Origin of the sequence: Clostridium sp. BIOML-A1 (assembly GCF_009874105.1) — a bacterium.
In the GTDB taxonomy this organism is placed as follows: Bacteria; Bacillota; Clostridia; order Lachnospirales; family Lachnospiraceae; genus Coprococcus.
The window spans coordinates 92,590-115,075 of sequence record NZ_WWTL01000004.1 but is presented as its reverse complement, the minus strand read 5'-3'; the positions used below and the strand labels follow the sequence as shown (position 1 = coordinate 115,075).

The 22,486-nt window shown below is 41.8% G+C and carries 20 protein-coding genes and 1 riboswitch; of the genes, 15 read left to right on the top strand and 5 right to left on the bottom strand.

Features of this window, described 5'->3' with window-relative positions; translation table 11 throughout:
• Positions 1-45 precede the first annotated feature (45 nt).
• On the top strand, positions 46-2,463 hold the full coding sequence (gene leuS, locus GT641_RS04345) for a leucine--tRNA ligase (protein ID WP_008403056.1): 2,418 nt from the start codon (positions 46-48) through the stop codon (positions 2,461-2,463).
• Positions 2,464-2,794: 331 nt separating this feature from the next.
• On the opposite strand, the gene GT641_RS04340 is transcribed toward leuS, so the two are convergent.
• The 3 genes from GT641_RS04340 to GT641_RS04330 all read right to left on the bottom strand — a co-directional run bounded on the left by GT641_RS04340 (position 2,795) and on the right by GT641_RS04330 (position 4,312).
• Positions 2,795-3,052: a hypothetical protein gene (locus GT641_RS04340; RefSeq protein ID WP_117785442.1), complete on the bottom strand. Its 258-nt coding sequence runs from the start codon at positions 3,050-3,052 to the stop codon at positions 2,795-2,797.
• A gap of 77 nt (positions 3,053-3,129) precedes the next feature.
• A complete protein-coding gene (locus tag GT641_RS04335) occupies positions 3,130-3,741 on the bottom strand; it encodes a hypothetical protein (RefSeq protein WP_119962711.1) in 612 nt (203 codons plus the stop codon).
• Positions 3,742-4,063: 322 nt separating this feature from the next.
• Positions 4,064-4,312 carry a hypothetical protein gene (locus tag GT641_RS04330; RefSeq protein ID WP_008403060.1) on the bottom strand — a complete coding sequence of 83 codons (249 nt, stop codon included), beginning with the start codon at positions 4,310-4,312 and terminating at the stop codon, positions 4,064-4,066.
• A gap of 262 nt (positions 4,313-4,574) precedes the next feature.
• Here GT641_RS04330 and GT641_RS04325 point away from each other — a divergent pair, with 262 nt between their 5' ends.
• From GT641_RS04325 to GT641_RS04315, 3 genes are read left to right on the top strand one after another with little or no spacing between them, the layout of a single operon-like run.
• Entirely contained in the window at positions 4,575-5,561 is a 987-nt protein-coding gene (locus GT641_RS04325) for a hypothetical protein (RefSeq protein ID WP_008402956.1), read from the top strand.
• Position 5,562: 1 nt separating this feature from the next.
• A complete protein-coding gene (locus GT641_RS04320) occupies positions 5,563-6,450 on the top strand; it encodes a TPM domain-containing protein (protein ID WP_008402955.1) in 888 nt (295 codons plus the stop codon).
• Between the two features lie 5 nt (positions 6,451-6,455).
• On the top strand, positions 6,456-7,367 hold the full coding sequence (locus GT641_RS04315; protein ID WP_161116907.1) for a hypothetical protein: 912 nt from the start codon (positions 6,456-6,458) through the stop codon (positions 7,365-7,367).
• 68 nt (positions 7,368-7,435) lie between these two features.
• Here GT641_RS04315 and GT641_RS04310 read toward each other — a convergent pair whose 3' ends face one another.
• The gene (locus tag GT641_RS04310; RefSeq protein WP_008402953.1) at positions 7,436-7,861 is read right to left on the bottom strand and encodes a hypothetical protein; all 426 of its coding nucleotides are present in this window, start codon (positions 7,859-7,861) and stop codon (positions 7,436-7,438) included.
• A 265-nt stretch (positions 7,862-8,126) separates the two neighbouring features.
• Between GT641_RS04310 and GT641_RS04305 the strand changes: the two genes are divergently transcribed.
• Positions 8,127-9,932 carry a DNA mismatch repair protein MutS gene (locus GT641_RS04305; RefSeq protein ID WP_243143691.1) on the top strand — a complete coding sequence of 602 codons (1,806 nt, stop codon included), beginning with the start codon at positions 8,127-8,129 and terminating at the stop codon, positions 9,930-9,932.
• 183 nt (positions 9,933-10,115) lie between these two features.
• The gene (locus GT641_RS04300; RefSeq protein ID WP_008402949.1) at positions 10,116-12,188 is read left to right on the top strand and encodes a hypothetical protein; all 2,073 of its coding nucleotides are present in this window, start codon (positions 10,116-10,118) and stop codon (positions 12,186-12,188) included.
• A gap of 214 nt (positions 12,189-12,402) precedes the next feature.
• Here the strand turns inward: GT641_RS04300 and GT641_RS04295 are convergent, their stop codons facing one another.
• A complete protein-coding gene (locus GT641_RS04295; protein WP_008402948.1) occupies positions 12,403-12,909 on the bottom strand; it encodes a YqeG family HAD IIIA-type phosphatase in 507 nt (168 codons plus the stop codon).
• Between the two features lie 123 nt (positions 12,910-13,032).
• Between GT641_RS04295 and ribD the strand changes: the two genes are divergently transcribed.
• The 9 genes from ribD to GT641_RS04250 all read left to right on the top strand — a co-directional run bounded on the left by ribD (position 13,033) and on the right by GT641_RS04250 (position 22,471).
• Positions 13,033-14,127, top strand: a complete 1,095-nt coding sequence (gene ribD, locus GT641_RS04290; RefSeq protein ID WP_161116906.1) for a bifunctional diaminohydroxyphosphoribosylaminopyrimidine deaminase/5-amino-6-(5-phosphoribosylamino)uracil reductase RibD — start codon at positions 13,033-13,035, stop codon at positions 14,125-14,127.
• Positions 14,128-14,160: 33 nt separating this feature from the next.
• Positions 14,161-14,292: riboswitch (FMN riboswitch) on the top strand.
• Positions 14,293-14,649: 357 nt separating this feature from the next.
• The gene (locus GT641_RS04285) at positions 14,650-15,306 is read left to right on the top strand and encodes a riboflavin synthase (protein ID WP_119962705.1); all 657 of its coding nucleotides are present in this window, start codon (positions 14,650-14,652) and stop codon (positions 15,304-15,306) included.
• Between the two features lie 29 nt (positions 15,307-15,335).
• The gene (locus GT641_RS04280) at positions 15,336-16,532 is read left to right on the top strand and encodes a bifunctional 3,4-dihydroxy-2-butanone-4-phosphate synthase/GTP cyclohydrolase II (protein WP_008402942.1); all 1,197 of its coding nucleotides are present in this window, start codon (positions 15,336-15,338) and stop codon (positions 16,530-16,532) included.
• A 37-nt stretch (positions 16,533-16,569) separates the two neighbouring features.
• Positions 16,570-17,031, top strand: coding sequence for a 6,7-dimethyl-8-ribityllumazine synthase (gene ribE / locus GT641_RS04275; RefSeq protein WP_008402941.1), 462 nt, complete (start codon positions 16,570-16,572; stop codon positions 17,029-17,031).
• Between the two features lie 124 nt (positions 17,032-17,155).
• Positions 17,156-17,959 (top strand): HAD family hydrolase, encoded by an 804-nt coding sequence (locus tag GT641_RS04270; RefSeq protein WP_161116905.1) that lies wholly within the window; start codon positions 17,156-17,158, stop codon positions 17,957-17,959.
• Positions 17,959-18,771 (top strand): DUF1189 domain-containing protein, encoded by an 813-nt coding sequence (locus GT641_RS04265; RefSeq protein WP_161116904.1) that lies wholly within the window; start codon positions 17,959-17,961, stop codon positions 18,769-18,771. Before GT641_RS04270 ends, GT641_RS04265 begins: the two co-directional genes overlap by 1 nt.
• Before the next feature lie 25 nt (positions 18,772-18,796).
• On the top strand, positions 18,797-19,327 hold the full coding sequence (locus GT641_RS04260; RefSeq protein WP_161116903.1) for a CYTH domain-containing protein: 531 nt from the start codon (positions 18,797-18,799) through the stop codon (positions 19,325-19,327).
• A gap of 22 nt (positions 19,328-19,349) precedes the next feature.
• A complete protein-coding gene (locus tag GT641_RS04255; protein ID WP_008402936.1) occupies positions 19,350-19,895 on the top strand; it encodes a DJ-1 family glyoxalase III in 546 nt (181 codons plus the stop codon).
• A 32-nt stretch (positions 19,896-19,927) separates the two neighbouring features.
• Entirely contained in the window at positions 19,928-22,471 is a 2,544-nt protein-coding gene (locus GT641_RS04250) for a helicase C-terminal domain-containing protein (protein ID WP_243143690.1), read from the top strand.
• The last annotated feature ends 15 nt before the right edge of the window (positions 22,472-22,486 follow it).

Here is a 22,486-nt window from a genome sequence, read left to right as displayed (position 1 = left end):
TAGGCTCCTATTACACTTTACAAACATTTTTCAGGAGGAAATGACATGGCAACAGCATATAATCATAAAGTTGTTGAGAAGAAGTGGCAGAAGGTCTGGGATGATAACAAGGCTTTTGCTGCAACAGATGATTACAGTAAACCAAAGTATTACGCATTAGTTGAGTTCCCTTATCCATCCGGACAGGGACTTCATGTTGGTCATCCAAGACCATATACAGCACTCGATATTGTAGCCAGAAAGAGAAGAATGCAGGGCTATAATGTTCTTTATCCAATGGGTTGGGATGCATTTGGACTTCCGACCGAGAATTATGCGATCAAGAACAAGATCCATCCAAAGGAAGTAACAAAGAATAACGTAGCAAGATTTAAGGCACAGCTTCATTCCCTTGGATATTCATTTGACTGGGATCGTGAGATCAATACAACAGATCCGGAATATTACAAATGGACACAGTGGATCTTCCTGAAGTTATTCAAGGCAGGTCTGGCATATAAGAAAGAAATGCCGATCAATTGGTGTACATCCTGTAAGGTTGGTCTTGCAAATGAGGAAGTTGTAAATGGTGTCTGCGAGCGTTGCGGTGCGCCGGTTGTCCGTAAGGTCAAATCCGAATGGATGTTAAAGATCACAGAATATGCAGATAAGCTGATCGAAGGGCTCGATACTGTTGATTATATTGAGCGAGTAAAAGTATCACAGAAGAACTGGATCGGACGTTCTACAGGTGCGGAAGTAGATTTCCGGATCAAAGGAAAAGAAGATAAGCTTCGTATCTACACAACCAGATGTGATACATTATTTGGAGCAACTTATATGGTTGTATCACCGGAGCATCCATTGCTTGATAAATATAAAGATGAGATCAAGAACTGGTCTGAGATCGAAAGCTACAGAGAGCAGGCTGCCAGAAAGTCCGATTTTGAGCGTTCCGAGCTTGCAAAGGATAAGACCGGTGTAGCTATCGATGGTCTGGTAGCGATCAATCCTGTAAATGAGAAGGAGATCCCAATCTGGGTATCCGATTATGTACTGATGTCATATGGTACAGGTGCGATCATGGCGGTTCCTGCACATGACGAAAGAGACTGGGAATTTGCAAAGAAATTCGACCTGCCACTTATTCAGGTAGTAGCAAAGGACGGAGAAGAAGTAGATATCAATGAAGCAGCATTTACAGATGTTGCAACAGGTGTTCTGATTAATTCCGGCTTCTTAAATGGCTTACAGGTAAAAGATGCAAAAGAGAAGATGATCGAGTTCCTGGAAGAAAAGGGAATCGGTAAGGCAAAGGTTAATTATAAGCTCCGTGACTGGGTATTCTCCCGTCAGAGATACTGGGGTGAGCCGATTCCGATCATTCACTGTGATAAATGTGGTTATGTTCCTCTTAACGAAAGCGAACTTCCGTTGATGCTTCCAGAGGTAGAGAGTTATATGCCGACTGATAACGGAGAATCACCGCTTGCAGCTATGACAGACTGGGTAAATGTGAAGTGTCCATGCTGTGGAGGACCCGCAAAGCGTGAGACAGATACCATGCCTCAGTGGGCCGGTTCATCATGGTATTTCTTGAGATACACGGATCCAAAGAATACAGAAGCACTGGCAAGCAAGGAAGCATTAAAATACTGGCTGCCGGTTGACTGGTACAATGGTGGTATGGAGCATACAACACTTCATCTGCTTTATTCCAGATTCTGGCACAAGTTCCTGTATGATCAGGGTGTTGTTCCTACACCGGAACCATATCAGAAGCGTACTTCCCATGGTATGATTCTTGGTGAGAATGGCGAGAAGATGAGTAAGTCCAGAGGAAATGTTGTAAATCCGGATGATATTGTAAATGCATATGGTGCAGATACATTAAGAACATACGAGATGTTCATCGGAGCCTTTGATCTTGCTGCATCATGGTCAGATGATGGTGTAAAGGGATGTCGTCGTTTCCTTGAGAGAGTATGGAAGCTGCAGGATATCGTAGTAGATGGTGATGCTTACTCTAAGGATATGGAGACAAAGATGCATCAGACGATCAAGAAGGTTTCAACTGACTTTGAGAATCTGAAGTATAATACAGCTATTGCTGCTATGATGGCACTTGTAAATGATTTCTATAAGAAGAATGCAGTAACAAAGGGCGAAATGAAGACGCTTCTTACATTATTGAACCCGGTTGCACCGCATATCACAGAGGAAATGTGGAGCATTCTTGGTTACGAAGGATATCTTTATCAGGCATCCTGGCCGACATTCGATGAGGCAAAGACAGTTGAGTCGACAGTAGAGATCGCAGTTCAGATTAATGGTAAGATGAAGGCGACTCTTGCTATCAATAAAGACGATCCAAAGGATGATGTTATTGCAAAGGCAAAAGAAGCTATCGCAGACAAGCTGACCGGTAACATCGTAAAAGAAATTTATGTACCGGGAAGAATCGTAAACATTGTGATGAAATAAATCTGTCAAGCAAATAAAAAACAACATAAGCATGTAGAGCGGATGCTCGGAATGCGCATGTTGTGGGATGATTTCGGGAGTTCGAAGAACGTAGAAATCATATTATTTCATAAATAAAAATACAAAATAAGCAGTGTGCCTGCAAGGCAGGCAAAACTGCTTATTTATTTGACGGAAAAAACAACATAAGCATGTAGAGCGGATGCTCGGAATGCGCATGTTGTGGGATGATTTCGGGAGTTCGAAGAACGTAGAAATCATATTATTTCATAAATAAAAATACAAAATAAGCAGTGTGCCTGCAAGGCAGGCAAAACTGCTTATTTATATTTTACAGGAAATTGCGGAACATAGCGATCTTCTGGCGTTCGGCAGGGGAAGCCTGTTCCATCATAATATCCATGATAAGATTGGATTCCTCTTTTGAGAAAGACAGATTACGTTTTTGAAGCTCCCGGTTTAACTGCATGATCTGAGGGAGCATCTGTTCCATAGTAGCATTGTGGGAACCGTTTGCAAGCTCCAGAATAATCTGACGTTTCAGGGGCATAAGATTTTTCAGGCGGGGGTCGTTTTCAAATTGATTCATGGCAATGGATCGTCCTTTCTGTTTTATAGGATTTATTTTGATTCCGGTTATATGTATGGATAATCTATAATGACCGGTTAGATTGCAGACCGGGTGTTCGTGTCGTATTCCTGTAACAACTGCATGATGTGATCCATGGAATTGTCGCTATGTTGGGATGATGACTGATCAGTTGTATCAGTATTTTCCGTGTTTTCATGTGTGGAGGAATCGTGAATTTTCTCATCTGTTCTGTTCCCCTGTATGGATGGATTATTATTTGTATATTCTGTATCTGTGGATATAGATGTATTATCCGGTGCAGCTTGAACGGTTTGGTCATAAGCCTGGAAAATGCTTTGAAAATCCGAAAACGCAGAATCGGTCCGGCTCATATCATTCATAACCTGCATCATATTCATTGCCTGCTGCATATTTTTCATTTGATCGGCGATATCCGGAAAACCACATTGAGCTAACGATGCCAGAATATCATTCTGATTATGGAAATCGCGGTTGAAATCACACTGACGAACATAGGACTGGTTGTTGATCACACGCATGATCTGTTGGAGTTCCATCATTTTCAGATAGATAATGAGCGGCATACGCATAGGTCCGTCAACAAAGGGGAGAATTGCTTCCAGAAGAAACAGACGATCATCGGATATTAATTTGTCAAGAGGATGAGAATGTGGTATCTGTGCCATACAATGCAAGGCTCCCTTCATTTCTTCAAAAGTAAGAGACGGTTTATCCGGATGGATTTTTCAGGTATGTAATGTAGTGCTTACAATTATTATTTATGAAAGAAATGGATATATAATGCATAAAAATATGAAAAAGAAATAACAACAGAATGAGTTGTTCCCTGTCTGTTATAAAGGAACAACCGGAATTATCAGGCGATTTCGGTGATAATTCCGGCATATAGTTCTTTTTTTACAGTTTTATATCCGTACAGAGGCTTTATAGCTGTTAAGGATATAGAACTGATATAGCTTATGACAGTCGGGGGTCAGAATTTCAGGATTAGCATCCACATCCACAACCGCAGTCATTTCCGTTGCCGCATCCACCACAGCAGCAAAGGAGGATCAGGATGATCCAGATGCAGTCGCATCCATTACTTCCGCCGCCACAGCCACAGTCATTTCCAAAACCATTTCCGCAGCATGAGAAGAGAAGAAGAAGGATGATGATGCAGGAGCAGCTGCCTCCGCCGAAACCAAACATTCCGTTTTTTCCACAACCGCACTGTGTTGCTGATAAATCACTCATGGTAAATACCTCCAATTTTCTTTATGCTATAGACTATTCGGTATTGATTCAAATGTTACAAAAACAGAAAAACAATATACGAAAAAAAAAGGATATGATATAATGAACGCAAAATTATTTGCTCGCAAGAATGCTGATTTTGCGAAATGCATAGAATGTGCGAAGCATATGATATAATGAGTGCAAAATCACTTGCCTGCAAGGATGCAATAATTATCAAAAATTAATGTTAAAAAGGGGTTAACCCGGGAGGAGAGAATACATGATTTATAAGTGCATGAATTGTGGTGGAAATGTTGTGTATGATCCACAAAGCGGACATATGAAATGTATGAGCTGTGGTGGAAGTGACTGCGAACAGAGTATTCCATCCGAGACACCGATGATATGTCCTGCGTGCGGAACACAGATTACATACCGGAACGAGTACGGATCTGCCGGTAAATGTCCGGCTTGTGGGGTGCCGATCATCAGGGATGATTTTATCGTATATCCATATGGACCGGATGTAATTCTGCCATTTAAGGTGTCAAAACGAGATGCAGAAGAAAAGTTAAAACAGGAATTTGGAAAGAAGCTGTTTCTGCCATCTGATTTCCTGTCTACAAAGACACTGGAGCGGCTTCGAGGAGTCTATGTTCCGTTCTGGCTGTATGATTTTGATACAAACGTAGATTATAAAGCCGTTGGTACAAAGGTTCGTACATGGACCTCCGGCGACAGAAAATACACAGAGACATCCTATTTTGATGTCTACCGCAAACTGCATATCAAGTATAACGGTATCCCTGTTGATGCTTCGATCGAGATGCCGGATGGTATTATGGATCAGATGGAGCCATATGGTTATGATCAGCTGACTCAGCATGATAACAAATATCTGTCAGGCTTTGAGGCGGAGATATATAATTATACGCCGGATCAGTTATCGGGAAGAGCAGTAACCAAGGTAAATGATACATCAAAGAAATGGGCAGAGCAGAAAGCTTCCGGTTATACCAGCCTGACATCTGAGAATATGAACGCAAATAATAAACTGCTGGCGAACCGATTTGCATTGATGCCTGTATGGATCTATGAATATCGGTATCAGGGACAGAATTATATGTTCTATGTAAATGGTCAGACAGGTAAGTGTGTGGGTACACCACCGAGAAGCGTCAGCCGTGCGATCGGACTTACAGCAGCATTTGCTGCATCGGTAGCTGCGTGTGCTTCCGGCATAGCTATGATCCTGGAGGTGATTTAATATGAAGAAATATAAGATCACCGTTTTAGTATTATTTGTTATCGGATTTGTTCTGATGATTGGAAGTGCGCTGATCAGCAAACAGAATCTGAAGCATGATAAGAGAAGCAACACAGAATGTCTGACGGATCAGAGAGTATTTGATTATGCAGACAAACTTACATCTTCTGAAGAGAAGAGCTTGGAAGATGTCATTGCAGAATATGAAGATAAGATAGGTGCGGATATCGTAGTTGTAACGATCAACAATGAACAGGCACAGGATATGTTTGATACATATTGGTCTGATACATATTATGCCGAGTTTGAAGCAATTAAAGCAGTTGCAACGGCAATGTGTGATCAGAACCGTTTCGGTTGGGAGAACTGGGAATATGATCCTTCAAGCAATCGGAGCACAAGTGATGGCTATGTTCCGAGTGACAGTATTGTAATTGCAGCTAACTATGAGGCCGGAGATGTATGGATGAGTACATCGGGAACCAGAGTGCGTGCCCGGATCAGTGATTCAAAGGCATCATCATTAACCGAGGCCGGTGGTAAATATCTGCGTTCGGATGCCGAGAAAGGATTTACGGTCATGATCGAGAAAGCTGCTATTTGCATGAAGAGTGCAAATGGCGGAGGAATTCATGTATCACCGTTGTTTATATTTGTAGCGGTTATAGTATGTGCGGTAGTCTTCTTTATCACCAATATGTCAAAGAAGGCGGGCAAGGATACAACTACATTAAATACATATGTAAATGGAAATGTAGAGCTTCTGGATCATCGTGATATCTTCATCCGTAAAGATGTCACAAGCGTAAAAATTGAGTCGTCAAGCAGCGGTGGCAGCAGCGGTGGCGGTGGAGGCGGCAGCCATGGCGGTGGCGGCAGTCATTTCTAAGGCTTATGATGCAGAATAAACGATTAAATCTGTTTTTATTAAAAAATACAGTCATGTCGCTGCTTGGAAGTGCAGTTATAATGGCAGTTCTCACAGGCTTGATGGTACAGTTTCATCTGCTTGGAAATTTTACATTTCATACCATAAAGCAGCTATCAGATATTCCGGGATTGTATAATTCCGGAATATCGAATGTAGAGATGGCTTTTGATAAGCTTCAGTATATGGGGTATGATTACTGTATGGATGGTAAACGTGTCGGGGGATATTACTGTGCATGGATAAATGATAAATTCATGATCGTGTTGATCGATGATACGGAGACTGTTATAAGAGATTATACGGTGCAGGGACAGTTGAAGAAAGATCCGGCTACCTGTAGCTATATTTTATCCCAGTGTGCGGAAAGTGCGGGAATAAGCAAGGAGCAGCTTGAAAAGATAACATATGATTATATGATCAGCGAGATGGATTATCCGAAGACATTTTACGGAATTGTGAAGCTGGCATTTTATCTTGCACTTGCTATGATGGCATTATCGCTTGTTGAGATCGTCTGCTGTATCTTTTGTCCGTGGTATCATCCCCGGATCAGACACTTACAGGGAGTGTTTGACAGGAAGCTGGTTGTGCGTGATATAAACCGCCAGCTGCATGATGCGGTCGTATATGAGAGTCATAATTGTTATGTGACAAAGAAATATCTGATCATCAGTACGTTATTTCGAACAGACATTGTATTGTTAAGGAATATAGAAGTAATTTCAAAACATACAGAGCGTAAGGGCAGGACAGGACATAATATTTATAAGCTGATCATATCAAATGCTGCCGGAATGATATATGAGCATAATTTTAAATCTGAGAGCATCGTGGATGATATAATTCCATTGATACAGAAGAAAAACACCCGTTGATCCGGATGTGCTGTTGTACAGTGTGACAACGATTCGGATCGGACGGGTGTATTTGTTTTTAATTGATATTAAAGATCCAACTTATCCTGTTCTTCGATAACATCGAGATCCTCGGATACATCGGATAATCCCTCGTTTTCATAGAGGATAGGGCTTTCTTCTTCCGGTGCAGCGTCTTCCGATGTGGAAGGTATATCGGAGAGAAGATCGTCTACTTTGGCGGTAACATCTGATACACTTTCAGCTACAGTAGCAGCTTCAGCGTTTGTATCGGTATTATCGACAGCATCATCCAGAGAGAAATAATCGCGGTCTGCGGTTTCTTCTTTTGCAGGCATCTTTTCCTTGATCGTATGCTTAACCTTTTCTACCTTATCATCCATATCTAAAGACTGGTATACGGTAGAATTCTTGATCTTGTCCCTGAATACATAGCAAACACCGCCGATCGCAGCGATCGTAGCAGCGGCTTTGAATAATTTACCTTTTCCCATAATGCATAATCTCCTTCTATATATGATGTAAAAGTCGTTATAAATAACGTTTCCATAATTTTAATATGTATACACTTAAAAAGCAAGAAAACATTGATAAACAAAAGGGATGACAGGCAGATTTTACGAACTTTTAACATTTGCCTGATAGGATGAAGTATGCTATAGTTTTCAAAGATATACAACGTATATGAAAGATAAATGTGATGATCGGATTAAAGCTGATCAAAAGAAATTAAGAAGACAGGATCAAGGAGAGATAGAAATGACAGAGAGCAAAGGGGGACGCGGTATGGAACGTTTTAATACAGAATTGGAAGAATTAAAAAAGAAACAGAAAGAATTGGAAAGCCGTTATTCCGGCATCGGTACGATTCGTTTTCTGATGTTTTTGGTGATGGCAGGCGGATTGATCGTTGGTTTATATGATTCCAATATACCATTTCTTATAGCAGGAATTCTTGCGGTGGTGGCCTTTGTATTCTTAGTATTTAAGCATGGCAAATTAAATGAACAGCTGGAATATAACAAGGCAAAGGTAATAGTATATGAACGTTATCTGAAACGTTACGATGACAGCTGGAAAGAATTTGAAGAAGACGGATCAGAGTATCTGACCGATGAAGATCTGGTCGCAAAGGATCTGGATATTATGGGTAAAAATTCGCTCTATCAGTTTATCTGCGTAGCAGGAACGGAGGATGGCAGACAGCTACTTGCGGAGACGCTCAGACAGCCGGAATTTGCATCAGAAGACAGAAAGAAACGACAGGATGCTGTAAGAGAACTGACAGAGAAGCATGATTTTTCAATGGGATTTGAAACCTTATGTGTGAAGTCCGGAATGGGTAAGAAGAAAAAATATTCATCTGATGAATTTGTTGCTTATTGTACCAGCGATGAACATATATCAGGAATATTTAATATACTTCGTTTCCTGCTTCCTCTTGTGACGATCGTTTTACTGATCCTTGGCATCATGGGAAAAGTAAATCTCGGATATTCCCTGATTTCATTTTTTGTTGTTTTGTTATTTGCATGGATCACTTCGGGAGTGGCAGGTCAGGCTGTTATGCCGATGATCTCATTCGGTTATGTGATCGATGATTATATTAAAATGTTTGAACAGATATCGGATGAGAATTTTGATTCAGAGCTGTTAAAGGATATAAAGAATACGATCTCAGAGGATACAGGTGCTTTAAACGCTGTAAAGAAGCTGGAGCGGATCAGTTCGGCATTTAATATCCGCTATAATCCGATCATCCATCAGGTTCTCTGCGGTCTGCTTTTATGGGATTTTCATCTGGGCTTTATGATGGATAAGTGGAGAGATCGGTATGGAAGTCAGGTGAAAGACTGGATCCATGCAATCTCAAGAATGGAAGAACTGTTATCATTTGCGGCACTCGCACGGACCAGAGATGTATCATATCCTGAGGTGACAAGACGCGATAAAGTAGAGGTAACGGCAGAGAATATGCGTCATCCGCTGATCGATCCGTCAAAGGTAGTTCCAAATGGTGCAGCATTTAAGGGCGGAACGACTATCATCACAGGATCGAATATGTCAGGTAAGACGACATTCCTGCGTACTCTTGGAATCAATCTGATCCTTGCATATGCAGGCGCACCTGTATGTGCGGAGAATATGCACGCGGATTACATGAAGATTTTTACATCGATGAGAGTAACAGATGATGTCAGTAATGGTATATCCACGTTCTATGCAGAGATCCTTCGGATCAAATCCATGGTAGAGTATAAGAAAAATGATATGCCGATGTTATGCCTGATCGATGAGATATTCAAAGGAACCAATTCGGCAGATCGTATCGTGGGAGCGTCTCAGGTTATTAAAAAGTTATCGGATGATAATTCTATGACAATCGTGTCTACCCATGATTTTGAATTATGTGACCTGAAAAATGAAGCCGGTGTGCCGGCGGTAAATTATCATTTTGAAGAATACTACGAAGGTGATCAGCTGCGATTTGATTATAAGAAGAAGGATGGCAGATGTACGACGACAAATGCAATGGCGATCCTTCATATGGCAGGACTTGATTAGTAAATACTGACAAAACGTTTTTTGATTCATGTGATTTGAATTTTCAGCAATTATGCACAATGCTGATTTGTAGAAATTACCAAAAATTCATTGAACAGTAAAATGTTTTGTGATATAGTTATAAATATGAAAGTGATTTTATCGAAAGCATACAAAGAATAGACAAAAAAGGAGGAATAGAATATGCTACCAGCTAACATTGCATCGGACAATGATAATAATGTTCTATCCATAGCAGCATCCAATAATAAAGGATTATTGATCAGATTTTTGAATGAACAGGTTGAGGACGGATTTTATGCACTTGTTATCGATTATCTGAAAGACAGTAATTTTGATTTATCATCCATGATGGTTGATGACGAGGTAAAGGCTCAGTGTACAAAGTTATACGAGCTGGCTGAGTTTGTTGATTTTAACATTAAAGCGACCGGTCGTTATGAGATCGAAGAATGGATAGAGCCATTGTTCAAATTCATATATGGTGATATTGATCCGGCTGATATTGATGCACCTATCAGTGCAACCGGCATTTACAGATACAGTATCTGGTTGATCTACTTATATCAGACAGAGAAGTTCTCGGAGGCTATGCGCCTGATCGGGGAGCGTATCGCCCCATTACTTATCAATGTAAGCTATCAGATCTTAGAGGACGATGACAGACCTAAGAATTTTGATAAGGCGGTTATGGGATATCTGGATCTGATCAATGTTGTTATGGAGATGGGACTTCCGCTTTCAACAGCAAAGTCAGATGCATATATCAATAATCTGGAAGTACTTTTTGATTATGTAGTAGAAGACCCACATGTTGGGAATGATTACAAGATCCAGTTCAGCATTGGCTTATTTAATGCATATATCAATGATAAGAATTATGCAAAAGCATTTGAGTTCTATGGCTTGAATGCAGAATATATCCCTATTGATAATCTTGCGGTATACGAGAACTTCAAGGAACTGATCCGTAACTGTAACAGTGCACAGAGTACAAGCGTGTTGTCCAGAAGCGTTGTATCAGCTATCTCCAAGCAGGAGATCTACAATAAGAGAATTGACACCCTTCTTACAGAAGTCGCAGGCTTTATCAAGAAGGTATACAAGTATATCGAAGACGAACCTGAGATGAAGAAGAATCTTCAGACTCTCGGAACCGGTTCTCAGTTAAATGGTAAGACCAATATCTTTGAAGGATTATATGAATATAACCTCGTTTTCTATGAATGCGGTATCAAGGCCATTGTAAATCAGGATATGTCATCTCGTTCATGGGAAGAGAAGTATGAGATGCTTGAACTTCTCTATACAACATTAAACGTAGTATTTGATGGTTACAATGTATATGAGATTTCAAATAAGATAGAGCATCAGTACATTGAATTAACATGGATCAACAATTATGTGAATGCAAATCCTAACCTTCTGAAGCAGTTCTTCAGTGTAAAAGAAAAGATTAAAGCATTCAAGGTTCGTAAGAATTCAATCCTTGAAAAGAGCAAGACTAATTATGAGATCAAGAAGATGATCGATGACAGACAGAAGCATCTGTTATTCATGGCTGCCGAGGACATGGTTGTAAACGGACTTGGTGGTGGTAAGATACAGATCATCAGTTCGGGATATGATTTGAATACTGCAAAGAGATATTTACAGGAAACTTATAATAAGATTGTTTTACCTGCAAAATATGGTCAGGAGACTCAGACTTCCGGTGGCGGATTCTTTGGAAAGAACAAAGGCTCAGCTGCAGATGCTGACCTTGCAAGATTATTACGTGATGCTTCCGTGGAAGAGATGTTATGCAAGTCCGAATGGTTATGGAATCAGCATAATGATAAGGGACTTGAGAAGCCGACTGCAGAAGAAGCTACTTATGCCGTTGCATGTCTTGTAAAAGTAATTCACAGAATGCTTGACAAGAAGGGAACTTCGAAGGCTGCAAGCTCTCCGAATAAGAAGGTAATCATTACCAAGACAGGTAAGGTTATCGAGTTATCTGATGAATCAGGTCAGTCACCTGTAAAGCAGCAGGAGTCCGGTGTGATTGAAGCAATCGATAACATCGTAGTTCTTCTGAAAGACAAGTCAGAAGAAAACGTAAAATATGTAAAGGCGTATATCGAAGATCTGTTAAATGCACTGATGAAGACAAAGTGGGACAAAGATACCATGCTGTCACAGTTTGATGCAGAAGAGCTTCGTGCAAAATCCTTCCAGGTAATCAAACGTCTGAACATGGATATGTTAGTATAATATTTATTATGCTACAAATTAATTGTGTAAATAAAAATGAGAGCTGATACTATTATTATGGAACAAGCCTACCTGAGCGTCGGTACTTAGGTTGCGTATTTTGCAACCTTATGTACCGTTACGTCGAAGGTAGAGCGAAAGCGACTTGTGTAATAATAAGTAGTATCAGCTCTCATTTTATATAGATACATATTTAGAAGGAAGCCTGCCTGATTTACCGTACAATCTGATGCTTTTTCAGGTAGGAATGTAAGATCCACTTTTCAGGAATCCGCTTCAGGATAATCTGGATCTCCTCTTTTTTATCGATTGGCTGCACTAACAGTGAAGTGATACCGGTGTTATTTGCGCCCCAGAGATCTGTAAACAACTGGTCTCCGACAAAGAGAGTATTTGTAGTATCGGTGCCGAGAAGCTGCATGGCTTTCTGGTAGCCGGAGCGTTTTGGCTTCCCGGCTTTATAGATGTACTTTACATCCAAAGGCTTGTTGAATTCCGCAACTCTTGGCTCTTTGTTGTTGGATACCAGACAGATACCAAATCCAATCTCTTTTAACCGGTGGATAAGTCTGATTGCTTCCTTTGTTGCCGGAGCATTATGGGGAACAAGGGTATTGTCAATGTCAAATAAGATGCCACGATAGCCTTTTTTATAATATTCGGCAAAGTCAATGACATAGGTTGATGTATAATATTCTGATGGATAAAATTTCTGAAACATGTTAAACTCCAATAGTATAAGATAGTGAAATTATAAATAGTGTAAAACAGATTTGTCAAGAAGTATACAGGAAGTAAATAAGAAGCAGATAATGATCAGATAAGGAATACGAGGTTAGACAGTATGCAGGAAACATATATGAGGAGAGCCATCGAATTGGCAAAAAAAGGAATCGGAGCGGTAAATCCAAATCCGCTGGTCGGAGCAGTGATCGTAAAGGATGGGCGGATTATTGGAGAGGGATATCACAGAAGATACGGAGAGCTTCATGCGGAGAGGGATGCATTTGCACATCTGACAGAGGACGCAGCGGGAGCGGAAATGTATGTGACGCTGGAGCCATGCTGCCACTATGGCAAACAGCCTCCGTGCGTGAATGCGATCATCGAGCATAAGATCAGCAGAGTCTATGTCGGATCGGATGACCCAAATGCGCTTGTATCTGGAAAGGGATATCAGATACTACGGGATGCAGGGATTGAAGTTATCACACATGTATTAAAAGAAGAATGTGACAGCCTTAATCCAATATTTTTCCATTATATTGTAAATAAGACACCATATGTCGTAATGAAATATGCAATGACTATGGATGGTAAGATCGCAACCTACAGTGGAAAGAGTAAATGGATCACCGGCGAAGAAGCAAGAGCCCATGTGATGGAGCAGAGAAATGCACTTACAGGTATCATGGTTGGAAGCGAGACCGTGATAAAAGATGATCCGGCACTTACCTGTAGGAGAGCAGGAGGCAGAAATCCGGTCCGTATTATTTGCGACAGCAGACTTCGGATTCCTATGGATTCACAGATCGTAAGAACAGCGTCTGAAGTACCGACGATTCTTGCAACCATACAGTCAGAGGATCAGACAGATAAGAAGCAGAAGCTGATCGGGGCAGGCGTTGAGATCATCGAGACGGAGAATGTGGATGGTCATGTGGATCTGCAGGAACTGATGAGACAGCTCGGCGCAAGAAACATAGACGGAATTCTGCTTGAAGGTGGCGGAACCTTAAATGAAAGTGCATTAAAAGCAGGTATCGTAAAAGAGGTCGATGTCTATATAGCACCGAAGATCTTTGGAGGAAGTGCAGGTTATACACCGGTCGGTGGTATGGGAGTAGAATCACCGGAAGAAGCCTATCCGTTTGAGCTTGGTTCCGTTCAGAGGTTTGGAGCAGACATCATGCTTCAGTATTTTCAGATAACAGCTTGACAAACATAACAAACTGTGCCAATATAACCATGTTGAAGTCTTCAGGGCGGGGTTCGTTTCCCCACCGGCGGTGTACATAGTAATTTATGTGAGCCCGCGAGCCGTAAGGCATGATTTGGTGAGAATCCAAAGCCGACAGTAAAGTCTGGATGAAAGAAGAATGCAGATAACAGGTATCAGCATGCGTAGAATCTGCACCAACATTTCATAACAAACAACCCGCCGGAGACATAGTCTCCGGCTTTTTTATGTTAAGTTATATGGAAACTTAATATGTTAAAAGAAGAAATTCAGCAAGTAAGTTGTTAATTAATCAGGTTGATGTTTTTTTAAACAATCAGTTCGTTACTCCATTGATCTTGTGCAGTAAACCTTTTTTCATGTCGGTTCTTAACGAACTGCAAAGGGCAGTGAGTTTAGTACCGTTACATGAAAATAGAGCGCAAGCGTTTTGCGGAACAAGAGTCAATGGGGTGACGAAATGACTGTTTGCAAAAAAACGTCCCCGAAAAGGAGGCAGTCATGTTCACAGGCATTGTGGAAGAGACAGGCACGATAAAGAAGATAGAAAAAGGCACATCCTCCGGTCGCCTGACCATAGAGGCTGACAAGGTTCTGCAAGGAAGTAAGATCGGTGACAGCATAGCTGTCAATGGGGTATGCCTGACGATCACAGGAATGTCGGGGCATTTGTTTACGGCAGATGTGATGGCAGAGACGATAAGAAGAAGCAATCTGGGTACCTTAAGCTCCGGCAGCAAGGTGAATCTGGAGCGTGCGATGGCGGCAGATGGAAGATTTGGCGGACATATCGTATCCGGGCATATCGACGGAACCGGGGTGATCACAGATTACACCGGAGAAGAAAATGCGATCTGGGTGACAGTAACATGTGATAAAAAGCTGTTAAAGTATATCATCGAGAAGGGATCGATCGCGATCGATGGAATCAGCCTGACGGTTGCTTATGTCGATGACCGCTGCTTTAAGGTTTCGATCATTCCACATACGGCAGAGGAGACAACGCTGATCCGCAGGCAGACCGGAGCAGTGGTCAATCTGGAAAATGATGTGATCGGCAAATATGTAGATAAGCTGCTTCATTTTAAAGACAAAGAAGAATCGGATACAGGAAAAAAAGTAGATATGAATTTCCTGGCAGAGAATGGATTCTTATAAAATAAATATTCCTATGGAGGTAAAGACAGATGGAATTAAACAGCATAGAAGAAGTATTAGCTGATCTGGCAGCCGGTAAGGTTGTCGTTATGCTCGATAATGAAGACAGAGAGAACGAAGGAGATGTCATTTGCGCATCTGAATTCGCAACCACGGAGAATGTGAACTTTATGGCAAAATATGCCAGAGGCCTGATCTGTATGCCGATGGATGATTCTTATGTGGAGAAGTTAAATCTTCCGCAGATGTGCATCACAAATACAGATAATCATTGTACTGCATTTACAGTGTCGGTTGACCATGTAAGCACTACAACCGGAATCTCAGCGTATGAGCGTGGCATTACAGCCAGAAAGTTCGTAGAAGAAGATGCAAAGCCGGAGGATTTCCGCAGACCGGGTCATATGTTCCCATTACGTGCAGTTCCGGGCGGCGTGATCGAGAGAGGCGGACATACAGAGGCAACGGTCGATCTGTGCAGACTTGCAGGCTTGAAGCCATGTGGTCTGTGCTGTGAGATCATGAAGGATGACGGTACAATGGCAAGAAAGGACGATCTGCTTGCATTTGCTGAGGAGCACAACCTGAAAATCTCCACGATCGAAAAGCTGGTTCAGTACCGTAAGGAACATGAAGTATTTGTAGAATGTGTAGCAAAGGCAAAGATGCCGACCAGATATGGTGAGTTCACGATCTATGGATATATCAATAAATTAAATGGTGAGCATCATGTAGCACTGGTAAAGGGCGATATCACCGATGGAGAGCCGGTATTATGCAGAGTTCATTCTGAATGTCTGACCGGAGATGCACTTGGTTCAGCCCGTTGTGACTGTGGCCAGCAGTATGATGCAGCGATGAAGATGATCGCAAAGGAAGGCAGAGGCGTGCTTCTGTACATGAGACAGGAAGGACGTGGAATCGGTCTGATCAATAAGATCAAAGCATATCAGTTACAGGATCAGGGCTTAGATACCGTAGAGGCAAATCTGAAGCTTGGCTTCCCTGAGGATGCAAGAGATTATACGATCGGAACACAGATCTTGGTTGACCTTGGTGTCAGGAAGATGAGACTGCTTACGAACAATCCATTAAAGGTATATGGTTTGTCAGGATACAATCTTGAGATCGTGGAACGAGTACCGATCCAGATGCAGCCGGGCAAGTTCGATGCATTTTATCTGAAGACAAAGAAAGAAAAGATGGGACATATACTTGATCTGTAAGATGATATAATGAACGTAATAACAGGAGGATAATAAAATGAAGAAGATTGAAGGAATGATCGTAGCAAATGGTGCCAAGATCGGTATTGTAGCAGCAAGATTTAATGAATTTATCGTATCAAAACTGGTAAGCGGTGCAGAGGATGCATTATTACGTCACAGCGTAAATCCGGATGACATATCTGTTGCATGGGTCCCGGGAGCATTTGAGATTCCGGTTGTAGCTAAGAAGATGGCTATGTCAGGAAAATATGATGCAGTGATCTGCCTTGGCGCAGTTATCCGCGGAGCAACCAGCCATTATGATTATGTATGCAATGAAGTGTCCAAGGGAATTGCATCTGTTTCACTTGAATCCGGTATCCCTGTTATGTTCGGTGTAGTAACAACGGAGAACATTGAGCAGGCAATTGAGCGTGCCGGAACAAAGGCAGGTAACAAGGGTTATGATTGTGCAATGGGCGCACTTGAGATGATCGACCTTATGAAGCAGTTATAAAAATTGCATAGCATAAAATAATGTTCAGGGTTTTATGATGCAAAAAAGGTCATAGAACCCTGAATGCATTCATACTGCGTGGAGCGCTTTTGTTCTTATGCGGTAATAACCGGAGGAAATAGACATGAATAAGACAAGAAAGATTCTTTTTTTTGATATCGACGGAACTCTGATCACGGATGATGGAAAACGATATTTTCCGGACAGTGCAAAAGAGGCAATACAAAAGGCAAGAGAGAACGGACATCTGGCATTTATCAATACGGGAAGAGTATTTTGTAATGTAACGGAAGAAATCAGAAGCGCAGGCTTTGATGGTTTTGTCTGTGGCTGCGGAACTCATATTGTGTATAATGGTGAGACATTGTTTCATCACGTTACGCCATATGATGTCTGCGCAGGTGTGATTCGGAAATGTCGTGAATATAAAATGGATGCCGTATATGAACATGCGGACAAAGTGTTTACAAGCGCTGCTTTTTCCGATAATGAGCATTTAAAAGAACTAATCAGTTATTTTAAGGCAACTAGCACCTATATGGAATATGACGATCCTGCAAACGATCATATCTTTGATAAATTTTGTGCATGGTATGATGCTGACACTCCGTATCTGGAAGTGTTTAAGACATATCTGGAAAAAGATTATATGTATATCCAGAGAGAGGGAAATTTTTGTGAGGTCGTACCAAAGGGATATACGAAGGCAACCGGTATCCGGTATCTGCTTGATTATTTTGACCTGCCATTGGAAAATGCATATGCATTTGGAGACGGAAGTAATGATGAACCGATGTTGGCATATGTGCCAAATAGTATTATAATGAAAAAAGGTCCGGAGTATCTGAAGAAGAAAGTCCGTCTCGTAACGGATGATGTCAGAGAAGACGGAATCTATAAAGCTATGAAAAAAATGGAGATTATCTAATGGACGAAGAATATTCAAAAGTAACGATGGTCGATCAGTTAGCTATCGCAGTATCCAGCCCGAAAAATTATAAGCATCTGACGAAGTTAAAAGCGAGCAAGACGGTAGGATTTATGATATTGATCGCTTTTATCCTGACCTTTATCGAGTTTGGAATCGGTGTCATTACCTTTATAATGCATGTGGGAGGGTTAAATAACCTGATCACGAATAAGGTTCCGCAGTTTGTGATCGAGGATGGTAAGCTTACGGCAGAGGCGGAGATGTCACTCGATATCGGAAATGCAACAATCTATATGAATACGGATTATGACAGGATCACACTCGATGATATCAAGACAAATGGCGTGTATATCGCATTTGGCAAAGAGAACGTAGTCATGGGAATGATAAACGGCGGACAGACGTATGAATACTCGACGATGGATCTCGACAAATTATTCTATGATGGATTTAACAATGAACAGCTTGCATCCGCAGTACCGGCGTTCTATGTTGCGATTATCATTATGTATATTGCTATGATGTTCGGAAGTGTGATCAGGATGATCTTCCTTGCACTTGTATTTTCGATCGTTGCACGGACGCTTGCGAAAGGACTTCACACAGGTTTATCTTATGGGAATGTATTCCGTGTATGTCTTTACGGACTGACCTTGCCGATGCTGCTGACATCGGTAAATACCTGTCTGGATTTTCTTATACCGTCATCTATTATGTTTGTGATCACCTTGATCCTGGCATTTTCTATGATAAACAGGGGAATCGCAAGCCATGTGGGAACAACGGCACCACCGGAGGACTGGTTATAAAGTGCTGATATAAAAGGAGGCTTTTATGGAGATTGAAAGAAAATATCTGATAAAAGAGATACCGTTTTCACTGGAAGCGTATCCATATAAGGAACTGGAGCAGGGGTATATCTCGACCAGCCCGGTGATCCGTATCCGAAAGGCAGATAAACAATATATTCTTACAGTAAAGTCGAGCGGATTACTGGAACGACAGGAATTCGAGCTTCCGATGAATGAAGCAGATTATAAACGACTGCTTGGCAAGGTTGAAGGGAATCTGGTGACGAAACGCAGATATATCATCCCGCTAACGGATACAGAGGGTACAACAGGTGATAAGCAAAAGGATGCAGGACTTAAGATCGAACTGGATGTCTTTGAGGGGTTGTATCAGGGACTGATCTATGCAGAAGTCGAATTTGAGACGAAGGAAGATGCAGATAATTTCGCAGCACCGGCATGGTTTACCAGAGATGTATCGATGGATGGAGCGTATCATAACAGTGCATTAAGCAGTATGAATGAGGAACAGCGACTTGCATTTATGACAGGTGTGTCGAAACTCGGCGAATAGTATAGATAGAAATGGAGGAAGAATGATGAAAGTCAGAATGTTATTTGAAACAGGATATGAAGAAGTAGAAGCATTAACCGTTGTAGATCTGTTAAGACGTGCAAAGGTTGACTGCCTTATGGTGGCGGCAGACGATCAGGATACGGTTACAGGTTCACATGGGATCACAGTAAAGATGGATGAGAAGATCAGTGCACTTACCGATGATGCAGATATGATCGTACTTCCGGGTGGTATGCCCGGTGTGACAAATCTGATCGCAAATGAGAAGGTAAAGAATCTCGTATGCGGACAGTATGAAGCAGGAAGATATGTTGCAGCGATCTGTGCGGCACCGACTGCCTTTGGAGTCTTTGGCATCTTAAAGGATAAGGAGGCTACCTGCTATCCGGGAATGGAAGCGGGACTTCATTGTGCGAAAGTATCATATGAAAATGTAGTAACAGACGGTAAGGTGATCACAAGCCGCGGTATGGGAACAGCTATTGATTTTGGTTTGAAACTGGTTGAGATCCTGACAGATCGGGAGACAGCAGAGAAGCTGGCAGCAGCCATTGTTTACAAATAAGAATTATGGAATTTAAAGTATCGGTCAGGCATATGGTAGAATTTATATACAGATGCGGCGATATTACAAGCAGCAGTAATGGGACTCTGTCAAAGGAAGCGATGAATGCGGGAAGTAAGATGCATCGAAAGCTTCAGAAAATGGCAGGGTCTTATTATGATGCGGAAGTTCCTTTAAAGATCACGATGAAGAAGGGAATTCATGATCTGGATGTCACGATAGAGGGCAGAGCAGATGGGATCATAGATCTGAGAGATGAAAAGAATCGAAGCAGGAAGAAGAAGGAAATCGAGCGGCAGGTGATCCGGGTAGAGGACAGATATTGGGACCGGCTGCTGCTCAAAAAAACGGAGAGCCCGGATCCGGAAGCAGTTGAGAGCCTCATGGAACCAAATGCTGCCGAAGTGACCGGTCAGATGCCGGAAACGGATGAACCTGCGGATGTTACGATCGACGAGATCAAAGGCGTGTACAGAAAACTTGCCGATATCGAAGTACCGGAAACAGTTCATGTAGCCCAGGCAATGTGCTATGCCTATATTTATGCAAAAGAACAGTCTTTGGATCAGATCAATGTACAGATCACATATGTGAATCTGGAAAGTGAAGAGGTAAAACAATTTTTTTATGTATTTTCTTTTTCATTTCTTGAGGAATGGTTTCATGATACAGTGGATGAGATGATGAAATGGATCGATCATGCCATATCACATGCAAGAATCAGAGATGCTTCGATTACAGAACTGGAATTCCCATATGAATACAGAAAAGGACAGAAGCAGATGGCTGCCTGTGTGTATAAGGCGATCGAAGGGGAGCACAGATTGTTTGTACAGGCTCCGACCGGAATCGGTAAAACGATGGCGGCAATGTTTCCTTCCGTTAAGGCATTTGCAACCGGGCTGGTATCGAAGATTTTTTATCTGACGGCCAAGACGATCGCCGGAACCGTACCGGATCAGGCACTTACATTGCTGCGGAAACATGGATTGAAGTTTTCTTCCGTTATGCTGACTGCCAAAGAGAAGATATGTCTGAATGAGACAATGGAATGTGACGCGGAGCATTGCCCTTATGCAAAGAGACATTTTGATCGTGTCAATGCTGCATTATTTGAAATGATCACGCAAGAGGAAAGAATGGATCGGGAGGTTATCCGTTCTTATGCGGAAAAGTATCGGGTCTGTCCGTTTGAACTGGGTCTGGATGCGAGTCTGTTCGCAGATACTATCATTGGAGATTATAATTATGTATTTGATCCGAGGGTGAATCTGAAACGGTTTTTTTCTCAGACAGCATATGATACAGGACGGTATGTATTTCTGGTGGATGAAGCACACAATCTGGTGGATCGTGCATCATCCATGTACAGTGCGACTTTGTATAAAGAAGATTTCCTTGCAGTGAAAAAACTTGTAAAGCCATATAGTAAGAAGCTTGTTCGAGGTCTGGAATCCTGCAACCGGGAGCTTCTGGAATTGAAGAAGCGATGCCCGGAGCATGGATATCAGATTCTAAATGATATCGGGGTTCTGTATCTGAAGCTGCTGCAGCTTCATACGACGATGGAGACATTTTTAGAAGATTACAAACAGATCCCGGAACGTAAGGAGATACTGGAGTTTTATTTTGCACTTACGACATTTTTAAATATTGCGGATCTGATCGATGAAAGCTATGTGATCTATGATGAGCTTACTTCGGATGGCAGATTTATGGTGCGGTTATATTGCGTCCATCCGGCGAATAATCTGAAGCTTTGCCTGGATAAGGGGGTATCGACTGTTTTCTTTTCGGCAACGATCCTGCCGGTAAAGTATTACATGGAGATGCTGTCCGATACGGATACCGATCAGGCTATCTATATTCCTTCTCCGTTTGATCAGAAGAAACGACAGATCATGGTCGGCGTGGATGTATCTACGAAATATACCAGACGTTCGGTAAAGGAGTATAAACGTGTGGCAGAGTATATCAGACATCTGTTTAAAGTACATCCCGGCAATTATATGGTATTTCTGCCATCCTATAAGATGCTTCGGGAGGTCTATGAGCAGATGACGGCTGAAGATTGTTCTGTTATGGAACTGCTGTGTCAGGAACAGAATATGAAAGAGGCAGACAGAGAAGCATTCCTGGAGCATTTCTCATCACAAAAGAATGTAGTCGCCTTTTGTATCATGGGTGGTATATTCTCTGAGGGAATCGATCTGACCGGGGACAGATTGATCGGATCGGTTGTAGTAGGACCGGGACTTCCGCAGGTGTGCAATGAGAGAAAGATCATGATGGATTATTTCAATACCGGAAAGAGGACGGATACAAATGCGGATTCGTCTGTTGACGGTTTTAAATATGCGTATCTGTATCCGGGTATTAATAAGGTATTCCAGTCAGCCGGGCGGGTGATCCGGACAGAAGATGATACCGGAGTGATCCTGTTATTGGACGAACGATTTGGCACCGGGGAATATAACTCGTTATTTCCGGTGGAATGGCAGGATGCGGTATTTGGAAATTTTGACCGGCTTGCTCAGAAGGTGGAGAATTTCTGGAAAAGAGAGGAAGAACCTTAATCTTTCTTCAAAATG

Excerpts from the sequence above, each read along its gene's own strand:
- leuS (WP_008403056.1), top strand. The coding sequence starts at position 46 with ATGGCAACAGCATATAATCATAAAGTTGTTGAGAAGAAGTGGCAGAAG.
- GT641_RS04340 (WP_117785442.1), bottom strand. The coding sequence starts at position 3,052 with ATGAATCAATTTGAAAACGACCCCCGCCTGAAAAATCTTATGCCCCTG.
- GT641_RS04335 (WP_119962711.1), bottom strand. The coding sequence starts at position 3,741 with ATGGCACAGATACCACATTCTCATCCTCTTGACAAATTAATATCCGAT.
- GT641_RS04330 (WP_008403060.1), bottom strand. The coding sequence starts at position 4,312 with ATGAGTGATTTATCAGCAACACAGTGCGGTTGTGGAAAAAACGGAATG.
- GT641_RS04325 (WP_008402956.1), top strand. The coding sequence starts at position 4,575 with ATGATTTATAAGTGCATGAATTGTGGTGGAAATGTTGTGTATGATCCA.
- GT641_RS04320 (WP_008402955.1), top strand. The coding sequence starts at position 5,563 with ATGAAGAAATATAAGATCACCGTTTTAGTATTATTTGTTATCGGATTT.
- GT641_RS04315 (WP_161116907.1), top strand. The coding sequence starts at position 6,456 with ATGATGCAGAATAAACGATTAAATCTGTTTTTATTAAAAAATACAGTC.
- GT641_RS04310 (WP_008402953.1), bottom strand. The coding sequence starts at position 7,861 with ATGGGAAAAGGTAAATTATTCAAAGCCGCTGCTACGATCGCTGCGATC.
- GT641_RS04305 (WP_243143691.1), top strand. The coding sequence starts at position 8,127 with ATGACAGAGAGCAAAGGGGGACGCGGTATGGAACGTTTTAATACAGAA.
- GT641_RS04300 (WP_008402949.1), top strand. The coding sequence starts at position 10,116 with ATGCTACCAGCTAACATTGCATCGGACAATGATAATAATGTTCTATCC.
- GT641_RS04295 (WP_008402948.1), bottom strand. The coding sequence starts at position 12,909 with ATGTTTCAGAAATTTTATCCATCAGAATATTATACATCAACCTATGTC.
- ribD (WP_161116906.1), top strand. The coding sequence starts at position 13,033 with ATGCAGGAAACATATATGAGGAGAGCCATCGAATTGGCAAAAAAAGGA.
- GT641_RS04285 (WP_119962705.1), top strand. The coding sequence starts at position 14,650 with ATGTTCACAGGCATTGTGGAAGAGACAGGCACGATAAAGAAGATAGAA.
- GT641_RS04280 (WP_008402942.1), top strand. The coding sequence starts at position 15,336 with ATGGAATTAAACAGCATAGAAGAAGTATTAGCTGATCTGGCAGCCGGT.
- ribE (WP_008402941.1), top strand. The coding sequence starts at position 16,570 with ATGAAGAAGATTGAAGGAATGATCGTAGCAAATGGTGCCAAGATCGGT.
- GT641_RS04270 (WP_161116905.1), top strand. The coding sequence starts at position 17,156 with ATGAATAAGACAAGAAAGATTCTTTTTTTTGATATCGACGGAACTCTG.
- GT641_RS04265 (WP_161116904.1), top strand. The coding sequence starts at position 17,959 with ATGGACGAAGAATATTCAAAAGTAACGATGGTCGATCAGTTAGCTATC.
- GT641_RS04260 (WP_161116903.1), top strand. The coding sequence starts at position 18,797 with ATGGAGATTGAAAGAAAATATCTGATAAAAGAGATACCGTTTTCACTG.
- GT641_RS04255 (WP_008402936.1), top strand. The coding sequence starts at position 19,350 with ATGATGAAAGTCAGAATGTTATTTGAAACAGGATATGAAGAAGTAGAA.
- GT641_RS04250 (WP_243143690.1), top strand. The coding sequence starts at position 19,928 with ATGGTAGAATTTATATACAGATGCGGCGATATTACAAGCAGCAGTAAT.